This window comes from Sphaerisporangium melleum (assembly GCF_014646695.1).
Lineage (GTDB): Bacteria > Actinomycetota > Actinomycetes > Streptosporangiales > Streptosporangiaceae > Sphaerisporangium > Sphaerisporangium melleum.
This window is the reverse complement of the sequence record NZ_BMNT01000012.1, coordinates 62,759-80,802: the sequence shown is the minus strand read 5'-3', so window position 1 is coordinate 80,802 and position 18,044 is coordinate 62,759. Positions and strand designations below refer to the sequence as shown.

10 protein-coding genes are annotated in these 18,044 nt (G+C 66.2%); 2 read left to right on the top strand and 8 right to left on the bottom strand.

What is annotated here, in order from left to right; genetic code table 11:
* Positions 1–71 precede the first annotated feature (71 nt).
* The 5 genes from IEY93_RS12525 to mblB all read right to left on the bottom strand — a co-directional run bounded on the left by IEY93_RS12525 (position 72) and on the right by mblB (position 13,563).
* Entirely contained in the window at positions 72–2,897 is a 2,826-nt protein-coding gene (locus IEY93_RS12525) for a DUF8741 domain-containing protein (protein ID WP_229691079.1), read from the bottom strand.
* Between the two features lie 59 nt (positions 2,898–2,956).
* Complete coding sequence (locus IEY93_RS12520; protein ID WP_189163189.1) at positions 2,957–8,071, bottom strand: DEAD/DEAH box helicase family protein; 5,115 nt, start codon at positions 8,069–8,071, stop codon at positions 2,957–2,959.
* 484 nt (positions 8,072–8,555) lie between these two features.
* Complete coding sequence (locus tag IEY93_RS12515) at positions 8,556–9,650, bottom strand: patatin-like phospholipase family protein (RefSeq protein ID WP_203968797.1); 1,095 nt, start codon at positions 9,648–9,650, stop codon at positions 8,556–8,558.
* Entirely contained in the window at positions 9,647–12,148 is a 2,502-nt protein-coding gene (cap2-3, locus tag IEY93_RS12510) for an anti-phage 6A-MBL system cap2_3 protein (RefSeq protein WP_189163188.1), read from the bottom strand. The genes IEY93_RS12515 and cap2-3 overlap by 4 nt, the downstream gene beginning before the upstream one ends.
* Entirely contained in the window at positions 12,145–13,563 is a 1,419-nt protein-coding gene (gene mblB, locus IEY93_RS12505) for an anti-phage 6A-MBL system MBL-fold protein (protein ID WP_189163187.1), read from the bottom strand. Before mblB ends, cap2-3 begins: the two co-directional genes overlap by 4 nt.
* Before the next feature lie 28 nt (positions 13,564–13,591).
* On the opposite strand from mblB, the gene IEY93_RS12500 reads away from it, so the two are divergent.
* On the top strand, positions 13,592–14,029 hold the full coding sequence (locus tag IEY93_RS12500) for a helix-turn-helix domain-containing protein (RefSeq protein ID WP_229691078.1): 438 nt from the start codon (positions 13,592–13,594) through the stop codon (positions 14,027–14,029).
* 892 nt (positions 14,030–14,921) lie between these two features.
* Here the strand turns inward: IEY93_RS12500 and IEY93_RS12495 are convergent.
* The gene (locus IEY93_RS12495) at positions 14,922–15,761 is read right to left on the bottom strand and encodes a GNAT family N-acetyltransferase (RefSeq protein ID WP_189163186.1); all 840 of its coding nucleotides are present in this window, start codon (positions 15,759–15,761) and stop codon (positions 14,922–14,924) included.
* A gap of 518 nt (positions 15,762–16,279) precedes the next feature.
* Here IEY93_RS12495 and IEY93_RS12490 point away from each other — a divergent pair.
* On the top strand, positions 16,280–16,642 hold the full coding sequence (locus tag IEY93_RS12490; protein WP_189163185.1) for a DUF1330 domain-containing protein: 363 nt from the start codon (positions 16,280–16,282) through the stop codon (positions 16,640–16,642).
* A gap of 437 nt (positions 16,643–17,079) precedes the next feature.
* Here the strand turns inward: IEY93_RS12490 and IEY93_RS12485 are convergent, their stop codons facing one another.
* Positions 17,080–17,658 carry a TetR/AcrR family transcriptional regulator gene (locus tag IEY93_RS12485; RefSeq protein ID WP_189163184.1) on the bottom strand — a complete coding sequence of 193 codons (579 nt, stop codon included), beginning with the start codon at positions 17,656–17,658 and terminating at the stop codon, positions 17,080–17,082.
* A 93-nt stretch (positions 17,659–17,751) separates the two neighbouring features.
* On the bottom strand, positions 17,752–17,958 hold the full coding sequence (locus IEY93_RS12480) for a hypothetical protein (protein WP_189163183.1): 207 nt from the start codon (positions 17,956–17,958) through the stop codon (positions 17,752–17,754).
* Positions 17,959–18,044: the final 86 nt, after the last annotated feature.

Sequence of the window (18,044 nt, the reverse complement as noted above, 5' to 3'; positions counted from 1 at the left end):
GCTGTCCTCGCCTTCGACTCGGATCGGCATGAGCGGGGCACTGTGCTCGGTGGTTCGTTCGCTTCGCTCTCTCACGAGGTGACTCCGGGGACGGCCGGGAGGTAGATGTAGACGCCGAGCAGGTCGGCAGGCTTGTTCGCAGTAACGGTGATCTTGCTGCTTCCGCTCTGCCGGGCGGCGGCCCGTACCCGGGCATGCGAGTCGCGCAGCCGTTCGGCCAGCGCCTCTGCTTCGGCATCCAGGGCGGGTTCCAGGTGCCACATCAGCCGAGGCTTGGTCTGCTCGAGGCCGTCAGGCTGCTGGCGGGTTTCGAGGGCGAGCAGCCGGTCAAGGTCGTCGCGGGCGAAGTCAGGAGCGACGTTGCCGTCGGGCTGGGCCACCAGCAGCGCCTCGACTTCGTCCTGTGACAGCCATCCGGGGTGGTCCGGTTTGCCGCGGAAGGCAAGCACGCGCGCTTCCTCCGCGACGAGGGGTTTCTTGCCGTCCTTCACGGAGAGTTCCAGGTGCATCCGGAACCGGGTAAGCAGCAGCGTCGTACGGCGCTGCACGGCATGGGTGCGCATGACCCCGAAGCGGCTCGGCCGTTCAGAGGTGGGCCAGGGGATCGTACGGTCCAGCGCTGCGTCCAGCACATAGCGGGCGATCGCGCCGATGGACGGGTCGGTGCGGTCGAGGTGAGCGTGACGGCGCGGTACCGGGAGGGCACGGTGGAACGGCAGAGGCTGAGCCTGTCCGGGCGGGAGGGTGTCGCGCAGGCCGTTCGGCAGGGTCGCGGTGACCGCTGTGAAGCCGTACTCCTGGTTCGTCAGGGACGAGCCGAGCGCGTCAAGGGCCTCGCGCGTGAACGTCTCGATTTCGCCGGAGGAGCCGAGGCTGGCGCGGATCTCGGCCAGTTCTCGGGCGACTTCGTCCGGCTTGATGCCGACCTGGGCGAACTTGGTGCGGGACGCCCGTTCCTTGGCGGCAGAGCTCTCCCACTCGGCGTGCAGGTCGCCCGCGCCCAACCCGTCGAGGGGAAGCTGTTGCCAGGTCTCGCCGCCCGAAGTCAGCAGCTCCTCCATCAGGGCTTCGACGACCTGGTTGGAGGAATTCGGTACCGGGACGCTGACGCCCAGGCTCTTACGGATCTCCTCATGCTTGCGGATGAGGACACGCATGACGATCTCGTCGATCAGGTTGTCCGCGCCGATGATGGTGACCGCGCGGACCTTGTCGGCGGGCTGTCCGAACCGGTCGACGCGGCCTTCGCGTTGCTCATGGCGGGTGGGGTTCCACGCCAGGTCGTAGTGGACGACGGCCTGGAAGGCGTCCTGCAGGTTGACGCCTTCTGACAGGCAGTCGGTGGCGACCAAGACGTGGCGGCCCTCCGTCGCGCTGAGCTCGCCGATGCGGGCCTCTCGCTCGCTGGGTGGGAGCATGCCGGTGACGCAGCCGACGTGCGCCGCGGTGCCGAGCGCCGTTCGGAGGTGTTCGGCGACGTATTCGGCGGTGTCGATGAACCGACAGAACACGATGGGGTCGTAGCCGTCGGCAAGCAGCCCCTGGACCACGTCTTTGACCTTGGTGAGTTTGGAGTCACCCTTCCCGGCCAGTGCGCCCGCCTGCTTGGCGAAACGCAGCAGACGGGCTCGTTCGGTATGGTCGTCGTCCTTGAGATCATCGGCGCCGGGGAGGACATCGACCGACTCGGAGGCCTCGTCCTCGGCCATGTCCAGGACGGTGGCGCGGCCGAGCCGGTCGGCCTCTTCCGTGGTCTCGGATCCCACACTCTTAGCCCGGGTCTGCAAGGTGGCGGCCGCGGCCTGTGGAGAGGAGGCCAGCGCCCGCAGCAACGCCAGCACCGACCAGTAGCGCACCCTCTGGCGCACCTGGTCGCGAGATGCGCCGCGGATTGTCTCCTTGGCGTAGGCGAGGACCTGACGGAACAGCTTGCGGTAGTCGTCGGTGAGGTAGTAACGCTCCTCGTGAGTCTCCCGGTCGGACGGGAACTTGGTCTCTTCATCCAGGTATTTCCGGATGTCGCCGCGTCGGCGCTGCACCATGTAGCGGGCCAGTTCGTCGCGACCCTTCGCGTCGTTGAGGTCCAGGCCGGGCAGGGCGGGGTCGAGCAGGCCGATCAGGTTGCGGAAGCCCTCGTCCTTGCCGCTGTGCGGGGTGGCGGTGACCAGCAGCAGGTGGCGGTCGGCCTTGCCGGCCAGCTCACGGATAAGGTCATAACGCTGGGTGCGGCCGCCGCCCGTCGAGCCGTCCGCCACGCACGTATGTGCCTCGTCCACGATCACCAGGTCGGGGCACGATTGGATGAACTCCTTCATCCGTGCCGGCGATTTGATGAAGTCCGTGGAGACGACCGTGTGCCGGTAGTAATGGAAGATCGACTCGTCGTCGGCCAGGACGGCGTTCTTGTGTAATCGTTTGACCGTGCTTGGCAGGACCAGCTCGGCGTCGATCCTGAACTTCTCGGCGAGTTCCTGCTGCCACTGCTCGGCGAGCGCAGGGCTGCACAGCACGGTCAGGCCGGTGGCGGTGCCCTGGGCGAGCAGTTCGGCGGCGATCAGGGACGCCTCGATGGTCTTGCCGATGCCGACGTCGTCGGCGATGAGCAGCCGCACGGTCTGCTGGCGTAGCGCCATCAGCAGCGGCACCAGTTGGTACGGCCGCGGTTCGACCGCAAGGCCGGCCAAGGATCGGAACGGACCGGCAGTCGCGCGGAACCCGACGCGCAGCGCCGTACGCAACAACCCGGCGCTCACCGAATTGCCGGCGTCGTCCGCATCCGGAGGCGGGAACGTGGCCGGGGTGACGGTCTCGAGGTCGGTCAGGATGCCGGCGATCTCGTCGTCGCCACCGCCCAGTGGTCGGGCGACCAAGAATCCCGGGGTGGTCTCGGGCAGCACGACCCAGTCGCGGCCACGGGCGCGGACCAGAGATCCAGGACTGTAGACGGTGCGGGGGGTCACCGCTGCTCCCTTCGGCTTGTACCGAAGACACTCGGGTATTTTTTGACGATCTGGGAGAAGTCCCCACCGTAGGGGACTCGTACGACACTCCACCCTAGATCGCGGAGCTCGTCTTCCGCGTCCTCGTCGCGGCCGGGACCGGCGGCGTTACCGTGGCCGTCGACGAACACCGCGACCGGCCCGGTCGGGGTGTTGTAGACCATTTCGGGCCGTGCGCCGTTCACCTCGGCGTTGAGGGTGTCCGGGGCGCGGTACTCCCATTCCTCCAGCCAGCACACGAACGCGTGCAGCGGATCGTTGGGCTCGGCGTCGAAGCGAACCGGTTCCCATATGTCCTGTGCCCCCGTCGTCGGAGGTTCCGGGACGCGGGCCTGGGCGAGCGCCAGCAGCAGATCACGGGTCAGATGCCGGTCGATCTGCTCGTGCCTGCCCTGATTGCCGAACGACAGCAGGCAGTCGTAGCAGGCCTTGGCGCATCGCTCCCCATTGATCGCGCCTCCGGTGTCCTCTCCGGTGTCGGGGTCGAAGTGGGCGATCTGTAATGCCCGGCGGGCGGCCTTGGCGAGGGCGTCGTCCTCCATGACCAGTCGGCGTAACACGCCCGCGCCGCCCTCGGAGCTCTCGATGAACAACGCCCGGCCCCGGTGCGCCTCATCGGGCAGCAGCTCGCTGGTCAGTTCGCTGTCTTCGAGCTGGAACTCCGCCTCGATCCCGCGCTCCAGCGCGTACATGAAGCTGATCGCGGCTTCGTCGCTCACGGGCGAGGTCATGCGAGTCACCAGGATGTTCCGGCGATCCTCGACGTACGGGATGACCTGCTGTTTGGCCTCGACCCGGCTGGCGTCATCGATGGGACTGGGATCGGGCGTCAGCGCGTCCTTCTCCGATAACCATCGGCCGGTCTGGACGTTGATCCAGAACCCGTCACCGGTGTTCCGCTTGCGTCCCATGTTGGTGACCCGCACCGTTGCGGTGTCCCCGTACTGCAGTTGCAAGACCGCGCTGCCCCGTACAGCTGTTGCGTCGAGGCGCCCGGGACGCACGCCGTGATCATTGAACCGATAGGAGGTGATCAGGTCGTATCCGGCGCGGCGCCGCTCTTCCTCATCGGAGGAGATCCGGTCGCGACGGATCGTCTTCACGGTCTGCAGCCGCAGCAGCCGATGCATGGTCTTGCCGAGGCGTCCGCCGCAGGATTCGCACACGTCGATGCCGACGACCGAGTCGTGCAGGTAGCCGCAGAACTCGCAACGCCGCGCCGACTTGGTGTCCAGCCCGCCGCCGCCCTGTTCGTTCGGTGCGAGCTGGACCTCCTTGACCTGGTAGCGCGACCCCTCGTGGTAGATGAGCGCGTCCGGGCCGAACTCGCGGATCGCGATGAACCGTGGCCGGTGGATGAATTCGACCTCGGTGGTCTTGCCCTTGCGGGCGGCGATGTAGGCGCGTAGCGGCAGGCGAGGGAAGGAATAACCGGGCAGGAATCCTTCCGAGGCCAGGTACCGGTAAGAGTAGAAGTCGGTCTGGAAGTCCGCTGAGTCCTCGTTACGCAGCAGCTTGAGCTGGTTCTCGGCTTCTCGGCGTCGCGCGGTCGCGATGTCGCGATCCTTCTTGCCGGTGGAATGGTCACCGATGATGCGGTGCTGCTCCTCCCGTTCGGCCTGGGCCGTACGGTAGAGCTCACGCCAGCGGTCGAAGGCCGCGTCGAACTCCTTCGGGGCGTCGTGGACGGTCCGGTCGATCCAGTCGTCGTGCCACCACGAGGTGACCTGTAACTCACTGGCCCGTTCCGCCAGTACCGCGCGCGTCCGCTCACCGGCCCGTTGTTGGGCGTGCGTGCCGGCCACCGCCATGCGCGCCCTCGGTAACAAGGGGAAGCCGGGTACGTCGACGTCGAGGATCCCGCTGATCGAGCTGTCGAGTGGCAGCCCGGTCTCGGCCAGCCAGATCGCGTGCACGTGGGAGCGGATCAGATCCTCGTTGGTGAGGTCGAGCCGGGGCGCGGCCACCGAGCCGCCCACCATCTGGTCGCGGTGGCGGAAGTAGTACTGGTCGTGGGCGTTGCCGGTGGCGCAGTAAGTGACAACCAATGCCGGCTGTCCCGACCGGCCCGCACGGCCCGCACGCTGCGCGTAGTTGGCAGGGGTCAGCGGAACGTTGCGCATTCCGACCGCGTTCAGGCCGGCGATGTCGATACCCAGCTCCATCGTGGGCGAGCAGTACAGCACCTGGAGGTCACCCTCGCGGAACTGCTCCTCACGGATGGTCCGCAGCTCGTTCATGACCTGCGCGGTGTGCTCACGCGCCTGCAACCCGGCCAGATTGGCGGCCTTCTCCCGGTACAGACGCTGGAAGAACGGATTGACCCGCGGGCCCGTGTCGGCCGCGACGTGCTTGCGGATGCGGTCCTCGGCGCCGGACCTGCCGTCGCCCAGCCGCCAGATGACCGACGATGCCTTGAGCTGGTAGCCGTCCCGCTCCATGGTCAGGATGCCGCAGCGTTCGAGGATCGCCAGCATGTCGCGGATCATCGCGTGCGCGTCATCCCGCGCGAGGCCCGTGTGCTCGCGCAGCAGGTACTTGCCGTAGGCGCCGAAGCCGGTCAGGTGCAGGTCGCGGGTGGACCGCATGCCACCGTGCCGACCGGCGCGCGGGTATGCGACCGCGGCGTAGACCACGTTCTCGGTCTGCTCCATCGCCCACGGATCCTTGAGGTAGTGACGGCTCTCCTCCTTGATCTGCATGAAGCCCGGCTCGGTCAGGCAGTCCGCGTCGATGGCCAGAACGCGGCGCAGCTCATCCAGCAGGGTCCGTAGAAGCTCCTCGCGCAGTCCGGGCCGGTCGTCGCGCAGTGCGTAGTGCGCACCGTCCCACAGATCCTGGGCTGCGGCGATGTCCGGCAGATCCAGGTAGTCGACCTTGAGCAGCCCGGTCTGCTCGAGGTTGGGCATCGTGATCCGCCAGCCGCGCTCCAGATCCAGGTACAGCCGGTAGTTGATGAGCTGGCGCAGCGCCTTCCACGTGTTGCGCTCCGCGGTGAACCTGGCCTCGGGGTTCTGCGCGAAATCGGCGAACTCAAGGTTCAGGGCCTCTGTCACCTTCTGGGCGATCACCTCGTGCGTAAGTCCCTCCGGAGCCGCCTGAAGCGCCCGATACAGGGCGCCACGCAGCTGGACGACCTGCACGAAGTCATTGAAATGACCGGCCTGCAGGCTGGCGTCCTGCCGGTTGTCAGTGAAGGCCAGCAGCTTCCGCTGGGATTTCCCCAGCTCCACGTCTTCGCGCAAGGTGCGGACCACGGTCGAGCTGATCACGCTGGTGGCCGAGCTGCGGCCTTCCACCGCGAGCGACCCCAGCTTCGCGAAGTCGTTGCCGCGAACCTGCTCATACGACGTACGGCACGCCAGACAGAACATGAACGGCGCGGCGATGTAGGCGGCGCGAGTGCCGTCCTCCCTCAGGTGGCCGTCGGGGGCGACATGCACGATCTCGGGGAGATACTTCCGCTTGGCCGCGATGATGCCGGGGGAGCCGTCGCCGGAGGTCTCCAGCCACGACTCCGGCACTCGTTGATCGTCTATGGCGATCCTCGTGGTGTCCGGCCACGGGAAATCGCTGGAGATATAGAGGTAGCCGTTCAGCTCCTCGCCGCTGGAATCGATGTCGCGGCGCGAGGTGAACCGGGTGGTCCCCTTGTCGTCGATCCGCCGCACGGTCAGGTATTCCTGACCGCACTCCCGGCAGAACGACGCCGGGATCAGGATGTGATCTTCCTTGCCCGGCTTGGGGACCACCGTCTGGTAGCGGCTGGTGATGTACCGGACGTCCTCCGGCTCGATGCTCAGGTGGACGTCGTCGCCCTTGGACAGGAACTGATGCAGCCGAAACGCGAACACCGGCCTTTGAGTCCGCGGATTGTCGATCGCCGCGCCCCGCTTCAGCGTCTCCTGGATCGCCGCCGCGCACTCCTCCGGTGTGTGTCCAGTGAGCGTGGCCAGATCGTGGGCTGCCTCGCGGACCGTGCGGGGCCGGGGTGGGCGTGTCAGGGTGCCAGTGACCGGATCGGCGACCACGCCGAACTGAGCTTCCACCCACGCGGCCAGCGGATCGGCGACGAAGCTGTCATAGTCCTGCTCGGGAATCTTGAGACCGGTGACGGAACCCGGATCGGCCGTGGTGGCACGCTCCAACGTCTCGCCGATGACGTGCGCACGTGCGACCGGCATGCCGAACAGCCGGGTCGCCGTCTCGGCCACCTTCGTGCGGCGGTGCTGCTCGCCGCCCTCGGTCGTCATCGTCGCCGATGTGCCGACGCACTGGATCTCGTCAGCCTCGCAGGCATCCCGTACCCGGCGGACCAGCATCGCGACATCCGCGCCCTGCCGGCCGCGGTAGGTGTGCAACTCGTCGAGCACCAGCCAGCGCAGGCCACGCGCCGCGGTGATCAGGTGGTCCCGTTCATAAGGCCGGGTCAGGACCAAATCGAGCATGACGTAGTTGGTCAGGAGGATGTCCGGGGGATCGGCGAGGATCTGCCGCCGCTCGTGCTCCTTCTCCTGGCCGGTGTAGCGGCGGAACGTCACCGGCTCACAGCCAGGGCCATACCCCTCTTTTAGGAACTTGTCGAGCTCGTGCACCTGGCTGTTGGCCAGGGCGTTCATCGGATACACGATGATCGCCTTAACACCAGGCCGGTAGGCGCCGCGCTCCTTCTGCCGTAGCACCCAGTCCACAATCGGGACGATGTAGCTGAGGCTCTTGCCCGACCCGGTACCGGTGGTGAGCACGTAGCTCGCGCCGGTCCGGGCGATCTCCACAGCTTCGCGCTGGTGACGGTGCAGGTTCAGCACGTGGCCCTGTGAGGAGTCATCCTTACCGACTCGGAAAATCCGCTCACACTCCATAGTGAGCAGGTCACGTTTGATGAGATCCGTCACGGAGCCGCCGGGCGCGAAGTTCGGGTTCAGTGACAGATACGGGTCCGGCCACTGGTCGCCCTCGGCGAGCCTCCTCCGTACGTGCTCCTTGATCCTCTCGTCTTCGATCTCGGTGAACCCCGAGGTGAAGGCTGCATAATCGGCGATCAGCTGCTCATGAACCTTGAAGACGTCCATTCCGCCCGTATTCTGCGATCTTCGGATCTAGTGAAGAAGCACGTTACCTCCCGACTCGCCTGCCGTTAAGGCGTTTGCCGATAGGGAACCCTCTCTGTCATCAGCCTCCCGTTACGCATCGTTACATGACGTCGTCAGGGCATCGCGCGGGATCAAACCCCGGTTCCCGGAGGCACTACGGTGTCGATCACGGATACGGGCGCCCCATACTTGCTGATCCCGAGCGACGGCAGGCGATCACTTGGGTGCTGGGGGAGCAGCGGATCGTTGCCCCGCCGACCTCCCGATTCCAGGTGGTTGCGCTGCGGCCGGCGGGTGAGTTGCTGGCTGGTTACACGTCACAAGGTGTGTACCGCGGATCCGACGCGTGACCACAGGACTTGACCGCGCCTCATACGTGATGTGGGCCGACATCACCGGGACGGCGATACTGCCCAGCGAGGCCAGGGGACGCAACGTTCGATCACTGGATAGACCTCTCCCATCAGGTCAGGACACGGAGTTCCGGGCAGTAGTGTGCGAGGAGGACTCGGGTGAGCTGCTCGCCTCGGATCGTCAGGTTGTGGAAATCCTCGGCCGGGATGGCTCGGAAGTTGGTCGGGTAGGTGATGACCTTCTCGCGAGAGACGTAGTCGGCGACTGGTACGGGCAGGTTGCGGTCCTGCATGGCGAGGTAGGCGTGAAGGAAGCCGCGGATGGTGCCGTGCTGGGCCGCCAAATTCAGCTGTGCGCGGGCGGCGTCCTGGGTCTTGTTGTATGTGATATCGAAGCTGCGTGCCAGCCGTGGCAGGAGGTACGGTGCGCCGTGCTTGGTCTTCCGGCCTCGTCCGGCGTCGATGGCGAAGACGTAGTCGAGGTCGTACACGTGCTCGGTATGAGCTCGAGAGCGGCCCGGTTGCAGTGCGCTCAGGCCTAGATTGTCGTACACACCGCCATCGGTCATCGCGACCGTGTGGGGAGTGGTACGCCCCTGGTTATCTTGGAACTCGTAAGTCCTGACAAGAGAAGGCAGCAGGATCGGGAACGCTGCAGACGCGGCCACGGCGTCCGCGACCGGGATCGGTCCGCGTATGGGTCCGATGGCCGAGCAGGCGCTGGCGTGGCTGCCGAACCGGACGGCGTTCGTGGTGATCAGGTCGGTGGCGGTGATGACCGTGGCCAGGTTCGGGTGGGTGACGTCAGTAATGTCCCGGGAGCCAAAGGGCCGCGCCTTGAGCGCGGCGACCAGGGCCTCGGTCCTGGCGTGTGTGCGGAGCCGCTGTCCGGGAAGTCCGGGGAACGCTTGGATCTTGCTGGCCATGCCCTTGATCATCCGCCGCGGCGCTAGCGCGCGTTTGGCGAGTTCCCCCTGCAGGCCTCGCCTGACCAGGGTGGTGACGTCGTCATCAAACTCGTCGAAGTTGGCGGGGCCGTAGGCCCACATGGCGGCAAGGAGGCTGCCGCCGCTGATCCCAGAGACGACCTTTACTTGAGAGAGCAGACCGCAGTCGTGCATCGTGCGCATGGCCCCCAGCCCGAAAGCGGTCGCGCGGAAGCCGCCGCCGGATAGGGCGAGCCCGATCGCGGGCTTGTCGTTCACCAGCATCTCCATCTAAGGCGGCGTCTTTGTACCTGGCCATCCGCCTCCGACGCGGGATAGCTGTAACCGCCGGTGAAGTAGCGGCCGGGGGGACGATCTGTTTGGCCGGGTTGAGGTTCCGTGTTCGCTGGCTGCCGGTTCTCAACGATTCTGACGTAGATGTGCGGGTTGCTGGCGCCGCCCCTCCAGGCGTTCCATACGAATTCGGGCCCGCCGAGGATTAGCATCACAGCACGTCGGCTTCCTCCCACGAAGGAGGTGATCGTCGCCATGCCCGCTTCGTCGATGGCACTCGGTCGTGCCTGCCCATAGGGATGGGTATGCCACATTCCGACGAAGGTAGTGAGTCCCTTGGTACGTCGATTGTGGTGATCGATGAGTTCCTGGGCTCCGACGGCCCCATGCTCGAAGTACTCCTCCGACAGGAGGCTGTCGGGCGGAGGCCCAGTGGCGACATCGATATGAACAACGCCGACCGCGTCGTCGAAGGCGCCAAGGAGCATTCCGCCGGTTTCGATCCTGGGGCTGCGGACGCGGGCGCCGCGACGGGTCTCGATCCGCATCTGGGCGAGGGCGTCCCCGCAGATTCTCACTTCATAGCCCGATTCCGGGTCGACGCAGATCAGATCGTCGTCCCAGGTGAGGAGAGGGGTACGCGTGTGGCCTCGTGCCCGGACGGAAGGCTGGTGCACCGCCGCGGCTGTCATCGCCGCCCGTTCGCGAGGATCGGTCGAAACGATCTTAAGGGCCTGAATGATCATGCTGGCTGCAAGGTTGCCGATGTCGGCCGAGGAGGCGACGAAGGTGGGTGCCGAACAACCGGGCTCCGGAAAGAACATCTCGGTGCGGGGCGGGTCAGGGAAAAAGTCGTCGGCTACGTCTTTCCATGTACTCTCCTGCGGTCCGCGCGCACGAATCGCGGTTCTCCGCAGCACGTCATGGCCTGCGCCGGTGGCCATGGGGGACGAGACAGTGAGCAGGCCATGATCAGCGCGATGTCCGATGATCATTGTGACGACCGGTGGCCAGTCGTACCGGCTACCCTTTCGCGCTCGTTCTAGGGCGGCACGCACGCCGATGTCGGCCGTCGCGTCGATGACCAGGTCGAAGTCCTCTGGGGTGAACGAGGAGGCCACGAGGATGGCGATTGCGTCCAGGTGGACAGCGATCGTGGTGGGCTCGCGGGTGAGGGTGTTCAGCCGGGCGGCGAGGGCACGTGCCTTGGACTGGCCGATGTCGTTGTAGGTGTAGGGCTGGCGGACCAGGATGCCGGGGTTGACAGTCCTCCGGTCGACGACCGTCAGGGTCTTGGTGCCGGCCCGGACGCAATGTTCGGCGACGGGTGCGCCCAATGCGCCCACACCCAAGACGAGGACCCGCTTTCCGTGCAACCAGGACAAAGGCGTGCCCTCATCGCGGCGACGGGTGACCTCGGGGCGGGCCTCATGCACGGTCATCCACCGCACGGCCGCGGTGTCGAGCCACCTGTGGGCCAAGTCTCGGACCTTGCCGGTGATCTCCTTGTTGTCGAGTTCCTCGGCGCGTCCCAGCAACGAGGCGATGTCCGCGCCAAAGGCATCAAGGTTCCAGGCGACGAGATGCGCGAGTCTCGTGTCGCCTTCGATTCGCCTGGACGGGGTGCCTAGCAGCATGGTCACGGGATCGGCGTTGGGATCGTCGGTTTCGGGATCCTCCGTCCACCGCAGCAGCCGGTTCAGCCTGCTGCTCCAGGTGAGGTCCCGCAACAGGGAATCACGTGCGTAGCCGATCCTCTCCAGTCCTGCGGCGAGCTCGCTCGCGCTGGATGGGTACTCCCACGTGATGTGGTCGTTAACCAGCATGACGGGAATGAGGAAACACGGTCGTCCCTGCTCGTCGACCGCCCGAACGTCCTCAGAGAGGACGCGCTCGAAGGCCTCAAGCTCGTTGAGCCATTCGAGTACCTCGATGCGGCCGAAGTCTCTGATGCACCAGGCGAACATCGTCGAAGGTCCGGGGGTGGCGTGCTGCTCCCAAGGCGCGCGCGGGCCAAGGTCGGGATGGACGATGATGTGGCCGGCCTCTGCTGACGGGTACACCGCTGGCGGGTGGAGCGGCTGCCCATCGGGGTCGAGGGTGCCCGCAGCGGCCCTTTCCAGCCAGGTCACCAGCCTGTCGAGGAGCCCGCGGATCCCGTCGGAGGGGTTCCATTCCACCGACGCGGCCGCGTACAGGCACAGGTGGCTGCCCCAGTTGACATGGGGAGTCCCCCGCCAGCGGTCGTGGAGAACCCGTACCGTGGGGGGCGTGAACGGAAACGTGTCCGGAATGATCAGCCGGAATCGTTCCCGACTGCGCAGCCTGATACCCGGACCGCGCGGAATATCGCGCAGGTCCAGGGCGATCACCAGATCGTTCTCCTTCTCGGCACGTTCGGGCAGCACCTCCACGACACCGTTGCTCACCGTGGCTAAAGCGGCGAGCTGACGGGCGGCGAGCTCGTAGCCGGAATGGCTCACCGGCCGAATCCCACGGGCGGGGGGGCGACGTCGCTAGCTCCGCGGTCGGCCGCGATCGCGGCACGGATCCTGTCAGGGCCTCTGGAGGTCTGGCCCCGAGCCTTGGCGATGTCACAACCGACCGCGGTGGCCGCTGACGTAATGACGGCCAGGCGCCGACCGCGCCGGAAGGCCTTGCCCTCGGTGACCGCCGTGCGGGCGGAGGCGACGGTCGCTTCGCGCAGGACGCGAGCACCGTCGGCGTCGACGGCGAACACGACCGGGGTAGGGGCGCCCGCGTCCGGCCACTCCATCGTGCAGATCAGCTCGTCGACGATCTCCTCATACTCATCGGCCGCCTTGCGATGCGGCGGATTCTTCCCAGGTTCGTCGCTGGAGGGGATCACCCCGCTGCTGGAGACCACGATGGCCCCGTGGCGGGAATGCCGGGCGAAGGCGTCCATGATGTCCTGCTGCAGCACGTCTTTGCCGTCCTGGGGGAGGAACATGACCTTCTTGGAGCAGTGGTGGGGTGCGAGGAGCACGTCCCACTCTAGGTAGTGGTTGCGCTTGTGCTTCTCGCTGTAGGTGAAGATTTTCATGATCGTCTCATGGGCGAGGTCACCGAACAGGAGGATCTTGCCGGTCTCCCCATCGGTCTCGGTGAGTGCCACCTGCATCGCCACCGAGGTGTCGTTGCGTTCGGCGGCGCAGTCGGCCGCGAACGGTGCGTGGATGAACGCCTCGAATCGTCCCTCGCACGACTGTCCGTCCAGGGTCGTGATCGACTTGCCGGGCCCGGACTTGTACTGCTCGGGGAGCTCGTCGTAGGCGTGCTTGTCGTGGTCGGTGTCGTAGCCGATCACAATGACGCGGTCGCCGCTGACGGGCTCCTTGCCCTCCTCGATCGCCTTCTTCACTGCCTTGACGCGTCGCTCGGCCTCGTCCTGGAACGCCTTGGCGTCCTCGCAGAGCTTCTCGTCTGCGGCCTGCTCGTACTCGCGCCACAGGCGCGGGGTGGCCCACAATTCGCCAATGTCGACCTTGTTCAGCAGGTCCGCGAACCCCAGACAGTGATCTTTATCGGCGTGCGTTAGGACGAATACCGCCAGATAGGGCCGATCGCCGACAGTGGGGAGTGCCTCCACGAGCCGGTCGACGACCGGCACCTCGGGATTGTCATCGTCGTCGGCCTTAGCCATGTCGTGCAGGTCGACCTGCACGACGACATCCTCGCTCACCACGATCGTGGTACTGTCGCCGGTCCCCACGGGCCAGAACACCACACCCATGTTCGGCAGATCTTCCGTCACGGATTCATCCTCCTCGAAACCGCTGATCCTCGCGTGTCGTCGGCCAAACGGGCAGACCGAGGGTGGCGCGGCACCCGGATCATGACGATCGCCACCACTATCGGACGCGCGATCATCGAACATGTTCGAATTTTCGAGCAAACCATAGCGGGTGGTGTTCGAGATGTCGAACGGTGATAGAAATAAAGACACGCCGAAACAGGAGCACGACATCATGCCGCGAACCCGAATCGACGTGCCGAAGCTCTACGCCGCGCTCGACATAGCCCGTCGCGAGCGTGACCGGTCCTGGCGACAACTGGCAACAGAGGTCGGGGTCAGTCCCTCGACCATGACCCGGTTGGCCAATGACTATCGGCCCGACGTCGACGCCTTCGCCGCCCTCGTACGCTGGCTTGGCGTACCCGCGGAAGAGTTCATGACCGAGGACGCCGATGCCCTGCAACACGAACCTGAACTCCTCGTCCAACTCGCCCCTCTGCTCAGGGCGCGTAGGGATCTTCGTGAGGAGGACGTGCGGTATCTCGAAGAGGTGATCGGCGCGGCTATGCGTAAATTCTCCGCCGAACGCGACATGCGGGCCGGGTGACGGTGCCGTAACGCTGGACACCGAGTTCTATGAAGGATCTTGCCGTCGGCGCCGAGGTGGACTTGCTCTCAACTCGTCGTTCCGTCCCTGCCGGCTGTGCTCCGACCACGGGTGTCGGTTATCAGTTCGAGGGCCTGTAGGAGTTCGAATGCCCAGCCGAACGATCGCGCGCTTCTCCGTGCTGCGCCCGGCATCCGGCCCGGTGGCAGTCGCCCTTCGTGGAGACCGAGGGGCGCAACGAGATTGGCCAGTCTACGCCGCCTTGGCGTATGTGGGGCAGTTATCCGCGGTGACCGAGAGGCGCAACCTCCGAAATCCGAGTGTGTCACTGGTGCCAGCGAGGATCCTCCCGTCTGAACGGTTCAGCTGTGACCTGGGTTCTGGGTGACAAACTGGGTGACAACGGGCGTGGACAAGGCTGGACGGTGGGGGACTGCTGGGGAATGTATGGGCAGGTCAGAGCGGGTGATGGTGCAGGCCCCACCACTGTCCGGTTTGACTTACAAGCGAGGGGTCACTGGTTCGAACCCAGTAGCGCCCACCAGCCAAAACGCCCCGTCTCCGATCTAGGAAACGGGGCATGGGCGACTAACCGGGTGACCAAGGATTTCGGGCCTCGGGAAGATGCCGACCCTGGCAGTCGTGTCCCCGACCTGGCTGTCAGCGCCAACACAGTTAGATGTCGAGCATAATCAAAATTCGGCGATCGGCGATCGGCGACCCGCGCTCCCGCGGCGGCTACAGGGGTCGGTGACGAACTGCCCGGGGCGGGTGGCTCCTCGGGCATCACCATGGCGTGATGGCGGTCATGCCGACTTCACACTGGTGCCTCGCTGACGGTGTGATCCAGCCGTTGCCCTGCCCGGAACAGCCATTGGTTGATCTTGCGGTGTCAGGGCACCACGATTCGGTAGTCCGAGACGGGGCTGTATCCGATGCGCTGGTAGACGCTGTTGCTCGTCGGATTGGCGAGGTCGGTGAAGAGGAGTACGTGTTCCGCACCGGCGTCGCGGGCTGCTTGGGAAACGGCTGCGGTGACGGCGGAGCCGTAGCCCCGGCCGCGTTGGCCGGGCAGCGTGTAGACGGGGGTGAGGCGAGCCGTGCCGGCCACCACCGACGTCATGGCGGCCATGGCCACTGGTTCGTCCCCGACCGTCCACAACCGCCAACCGCGCCGGCTCATCCGCTCGTCGATGAATGCGTCGAGATCCGCTCCGAGCGAGCCGGCTTCCGTAACGAAACGGGTGCACCAGTCGTGGAGAAGAGCCCGGTCACCGTCGGTCGCCGTCCGCGGTGCCCCAGGCGGTGCGACGTCGGGGCACACGAGCCGGCCAAGACGATAGAGGCGCAGGTGCGGTCCGCTCTCCGGCGCGGAGCCGGTGGTCGTCTGCCACGCTTCGGAGAAGGCGCGGACCGATGAGTCGTCGGCCAGGAGCTCAAACGGCTGAGCTCGGGCGGCCAGGAGTCCGGCCAGGTACGTTGCCGCGGCCTGGGAAAGGCGGCTCGCGGTCAGCAGGTGCGGTGGCATCCACACGAACGCGGCCGTCGTCGCTGTTTCATCCGGTTCCCGCCACCAGCCCAGCACCGTGGGCGGGGGTTCACCCCCGGACCGCAGCTGCTCGATCGTGTCGAGTCCGGACAGCAGCATGGTGTGCAGATCGGGACGCGCGGCGAGAAAAGGCCCCGCCTCGGAGCGAAACACTTCGGGCTTGTCCGTAATGAACCAGGTCACGAGATCGCATCTCCTGCTTGCCCACGAACGGCAACCCGCGGAGCCGTGGGAAAGCGGTCGGGCCCGTCGGCCGCGGCGGACGCGGCCGGCGGGCGGTAGGGGCAGCCTGGGCTCACGCTCCGGCTGGAGTCCGCTCAGGGCGGTCAGGAAGTCGCCGACACCCTCCTGCCGGTGAAACTCCCACCAGAGTGCCGGGTCGCCGCCCGCGCGTCCACGTGATAGATGTCACCAATTATCTATGAGGCGAGGGCAAGCCACCCTCCCGCAAGGGAAAACCCCTCCCGGCCTGCCGGCGGCGCGACTTGATCAAGTTGTCCGCCCGGCCGCATCTCGTGCTTACGCTCACAATCCAAGAGGCCTGCGCAGTGTCGATGATCGCCTCGATGGGGTACCACCCTCATTTGGATCATGGCCGACATCTCGGTTGCGCGAATCGCCGCCCACTGAGTTAGATTGTGTCAGTAATCTAACTGTCGCTACGTGCCCACCACGCCTAGCCGCCGCGAGAGGAACCTCCGATGAGTACCTACCTGATCAACCATCTCCGCATCCCTGGCGACGTCCCGAACGAGCAGGGACTGTCGTACCTGGAGCAGGTCGAGGCCACTGTCCAGCCGTTCGGCGGGAAGTGGCTGGCCAACGGAACAGCCGACGTGATCGAGGGTTCGTGGCCGGGTCTGGTCGTGCTCATGGAGTTCCCCGACCGTGCGGCCGCTGAGGCCTGGTACCGCTCGCCCGAGTACCAGGCGATCCTGCCGCTGCGCGTGCGCAACGCGATCTCGGACATCGTCCTGATCGACAGCCTGCCCCCGGGCTACACCGTGAAGGGGTTCGCACAGGAGGTACGTGCCGCGGTCGCGGCGGCCGGCGCCTCCGAGTGACGTCGTCATCCCGACCGGAACCGGCCAGGTGAACGGCCCGGGAGCTGAAGACGCAACGGCGCTGACCCCTACGGTCAGGGCCGTTGCGCGTGGGGGCTTGCTTTCACGTCATCGATCTCACGAACACGTACTCGTTCGGCCACGCACAGCCTGACGGCTGCACTCCGTCCAATTCGGAACCCGAACGGCGCATCACATCGCGAAAGGCGGACGCGTGAGTGACGAACACGCGCCGAAGGTCTGCACGCGGGCGTCCGCGCCGACTGAGGTCACCGCGGCGCGATCGCGTCCCGAGTCCACGCCTGCGAGGACGGATCCGCCGGAGGAGGTAACGGTCAGCCCCATCAGCACGGGCAACGCGGAGGCGACTGCCGGCAACACCGGCGCCGCGCACACAGCCCTGCGGGACACCAAGAGGGCAAGCACACCGAGGTGGCCTACACGTCAGCGGTTTCCGGTTGACCACTGTCGGCGGCCCTCGCCGCCGCCGCATGTGCCGCCTGCAGGATCTGCTCCGACAAAGGCGTTCCTGCGGTGGCACGGGCAAGAAGTATGCCGCCGACGAGCGTGGCATAGGCGGCCAGGCCGGCGTCACCAGGCGTGATCCACTCCGCGAGTTCCTGGACGCCCCTGGCGTAGGTCTCCCTGTGCTCGGGCTCACGCGCGATGTCGCCCGCGAAACCGGCTGCGGGACAACCAGTGCCGGGGTTGTCGCGATGCTCGACGGAGAAGTAGGACTCGAGCAGCGACTGCCACGCCGCCTGATGCCCCCCTGCCTCGTGGTCCAGAGCCACGAGGTCTTGCAGGTTGTCGGCAAAGGCCTTTGCAGCCGCCTCGTCAACGAGAGCATCTTTCGAGGCGAACTGCTTGTAGAAGCCGCCTTGGGTCAGTCCGATCGACTGCATCACATCCGCGATGCCGACTTTGACCACACCGTGCTCACGGAACAGCCGAGAGGCCGCAGCCACCACCCGTTCTCGGTTGACCTTCGCTTCTGCTCGCGAGACGCGACTCATTCATCACCCTCCGTAATTACGGCCTTCTGTCCGTCGCGGGTCGTCACATCGACCAGCGGGCCAACACCGCGAGTTTAAGATTACGCCCGCCGTCTATCGCTTGCCCGGCTCCCTGTCATCGCGCTTTCGTTTGTCCCGCACCAGCGTCTTGGGCGCGGCGCCCAGCATGCGCAGCAGGGTCCACATCCCGGCGAACAGGTCACCGGCCGCCCGGGAGGGCGGCATCCTTACCAGCAGCCACCGCGAGTACCCGCAGACCATCACCATCACCGGCAGGCCCGCCCTCTGCCCGGTTACCACCGGTACCTTCACCGGTGGGAACCACAGATCGCATTGGGCCGGCTCAGGCGAGGGGTCGCCGGTTCGAACCCAGTAGCGCCCACCAG